The organism is Flavobacterium sp. (genome assembly GCF_035760125.1).
GTDB lineage: Bacteria > Bacteroidota > Bacteroidia > Flavobacteriales > Flavobacteriaceae > Flavobacterium.
Map to the genome: position 1 here is coordinate 1 of NZ_DASTTN010000272.1, position 3,497 is coordinate 3,497.

Annotated in this window: 2 protein-coding genes; both read right to left on the reverse strand. The window is 37.9% G+C overall.

Features of this window, described 5'->3' with window-relative positions; genetic code table 11:
* Nucleotides 1–1,553: alpha-amylase family glycosyl hydrolase (locus VFS71_RS09805; RefSeq protein WP_326401008.1), on the reverse strand; the 1,553-nt coding region annotated here is incomplete at its 3' end.
* Between the two features lie 273 nt (nt 1,554–1,826).
* Nucleotides 1,827–3,497: PKD-like domain-containing protein (locus VFS71_RS09810; protein ID WP_326401009.1), on the reverse strand; the 1,671-nt coding region annotated here is incomplete at its 5' end.

The following is a 3,497-nucleotide window of genomic DNA, read 5'->3' on the forward strand; positions in this document are numbered from 1 at the left end:
ATCGTACTAAAAGTATAGGTCTCAGTCTTTATGGCTGAACTAACATTAGCAGTATTTTTAACAAAAGCCTTCAAAGTGGTATTGCTTGTAATTGCCAGTGATTTGGTTCCAACTGCGGAAGCCGAAGCAGTTGTAGGATCAGTACCATCCGTTGTGTAGTAAATTGTCGAAGTGTTTACATTGGCTGTCAAAACTGCATTTACAGTAGCACCCGTATTATATGCACCTCCAGCACTTACAATGGTTAAACTAGGCACATCCACCGCACTTAACTTATCCCAAATAGCAAAACCAGTTCCCGATAATTTAAGTATCCAACCTGTTCCTGTTGGTGTCCAACTGTCGGAGCCTAATTTCATAGCTACTTTGTCATCAATAATGGCAGCATAGAGATTATTCGTTGCAGCAACAATGTTTAAAGCCGAAGTACTACTCAATCCATTGTTCTTTCTTATTTTAATCATCGCGTCAATTTCGGCACCGATGCCCCAATTGAAATAATGTGGCCACCAAACCATTGGAGTACCAGGATGTGTAAGCAAATAGGCATATCCTTTTAAAACTTGACCTCCAGGAAAAGTCCAAAGATCTTGTCCGTATGGTGATGGACCAGTATCATGGTTATCCAACATAGTTACTGCATTTGACGGCCAAATTCCAATCAAACCAGATGCTTTACCTGAACCATCTTTTAAATAACTTAAATTATTATCGTTAAATGCATTTTGCAAAGCACTTTTAGTCGCAAAATCAAAGGCTGTTGAAGATGCTGTAGTTGTTCCAGCTTTGGTATAATCTATCCATTTTACAATTCTGTCTCTATTTCCTTCTAATAATTCTCCCACAGAAAAATAAGGATCAGTAGCATCATTGTACTCTTTGATGTATTTCCCATCGTATCCGTGAACAAAATCATACCTCCATCCATCAAAACCAATATCAGTTTTTAACCAATTCATCCATGTTTTAATTCCTTCACGAACCAATGCATTGGAATGATCTAAGTCTCTTGCAGCCGAAAATGAACCCGATTCACCGGCAGATTTCAAACCTGCGGCTACCGGATCATAATCTGCATTACCCGTTCCTTTTTGTCCAGAAGAACTAATGTTGGAAGTATTACAAATAGACCAAGTTTCTGTAGGGGTATTCCAAGATGGTGTTGAGAAATCATACCATCCAAGTGTTCCTCCTCTATGATTGATTACAATATCTGCAATAACTTTGATATTTTTTGAATGCAAATCAGTGATTAATGACACCAATTGTGCCTGAGTTCCCTGAGCGTTATTTAAATCATACCAAACCGTTGGTATGTAACCCATACCTCCAGTAGATTTACTTGGCGGCGGTAGCCATATGGCATCAAAACCAGCAGTTTGCAAGGCCGTAGAGTTGCTTTTAATTACCTCATACCATTTGGTCGCCGACACATCAGTAGTCCAGTGAAATCCTTGTATCATTACTTCTTTTCCTGTTGCTTTTGTTTGAGAAAAAACATAGGAATTGAAACAACATAACATTACTATAAATAATGTAATTCTATTTTTCATGAAGGTTTTAATTTGATTAATAAGTATTAACTAGCTTGAAATAACTAGTGATTTAATTATATGGAAATCAGTTGAAACATTTCTGTTCCAAAAACTTAAATAGAAGATTAACGATTTTAGTTCGAACGATATTGAATCGGCGAAGTATTTTGAGATTTTTCGAAGGAAATTAAAAGGGTATTACTTTTTTAGTAATTTAAGCCTCCCTTCACAATCTTTAAAATCTAAAATCGTTAATCTAAAATATTTTTGAACAATTTCTTTAACCTTTAATTATCGTATCAAAGAGAAATGCGCTTTAAACAATTTGGTTTCAGACTGCTCACTGAACTCAACTGTAAACCAATAATCTGTCGCTGGCAAAGGCTGGCCCGTATAATTTCCATCCCAACCCTCACCACTTGGGCTAATTTGCTTTATAAGTTTACCATAACGATCAAAAATAAAAATATTCGATTTTGGTTGCCCATCCAATCCCACAACGTTCCAAGTATCATTATGCCCATCACCATTTGGCGAGAAAAATTTAGGATATCCTATCACAAAAAAGTCTTGGGACAAATTGGTACATCCATTCACATCTCCAACTGTTATTGAATGAGGACCTGGTTTCATATATTCAAAAACATTAGAAGATTGAAAAGAACCGCCATCTAATTGGTATTCAAAAACAGCATTCCCTCCTGTAACCGTAACCTCAACTCTTGCATTATCCGAAAAAGCTAATGTCTGGTTAGTTGTAATAGCTAATCCCGGAAAAGAAGCATCCACTTTCGCTGTTTCAGATGTCGCATCACAGCCCGTAACATTATTAACAGCTTGCACAGTATAGTCCCCTGACTGAGCCGCGTCAAAAACACTGGAAACAGCACCGTTAATCGGAGATGAATTAAGATACCACTGAAAATTATAATCCGACTCATCCAATCCTGAGTCCAATAAATAAGTTTTAAAAGCAGCCCTAGTTTCTTTTTCAACACAAATCACACCATCTTTAAGAGTTGGTTTTGGAGAAGGATTCACATTTTCCACAATGTCCAAAGGAGTACCTACACACCCGTTAAGACTTGGAGTTATTGTATATACTGCATTTCCCTGAGAAGGTCCAACCGTTTCCAAAACCTGCTCTATTGTATTACCCGTTCCTGCAGCTGCACCGGTAACCCCGTTCTGAACAACAGTCCAGTCAAAAACAGTTCCGACAATAGTCGGAGACAAAGTAATACTAGAAATACCGCCACTACATATTGTTCCCGGAGGTGTTCCCAAAACTTCGGGTAAAGGATTAACATTAATTGTAACTGTAACTGGAGTGCCTGCACATCCATTTATCGAAGGAGTTATTGTATAATCAACTGTGGCAGTCACAAAACCTGCATTGGTAAGCAATTGGGTTATTTTACTTCCAGTTCCGGCAACAGCACCTGTAACTCCATTAGTATTTACTGTCCAGGAAAATGTAGTCCCCACTATAGCACTGGATAAATCAATACTTGTTGTTTCTCTGGAACAAAGTGTTTTCTTTATTGTGTTTTCTATAACATTAGGAATAGGGCTAACATTTACTGTTATCATTTTTGACAACCCAATACAACTTCCCATTATTGGAGTTACATTATACACAACTTGTCCCATGTTGTTCCCTGTTGCCATAAGTACTTGATTAATCACACTTCCGCTACTAGATGATGCCCCAGTAACATTATTTTGAACTGCATTCCAAGAAAATGTAGTCCCTGTAATTGTACTTGACAATGCTATAGAAGTAACATCTCCAGAACAAATAGCTGTTGCCCCAGTGAAATCGGCAACCGGCAATGGGTTTATGCTAACAGTAGCATTGCCAGCTTGTGCCTGGGAACAAGCTGTTGCCGAATTCAAAACACTCACCAAATCATAACTTGCGGTAGCCGTTAAATTACCCGTTGGCAATATAGCAGTCCC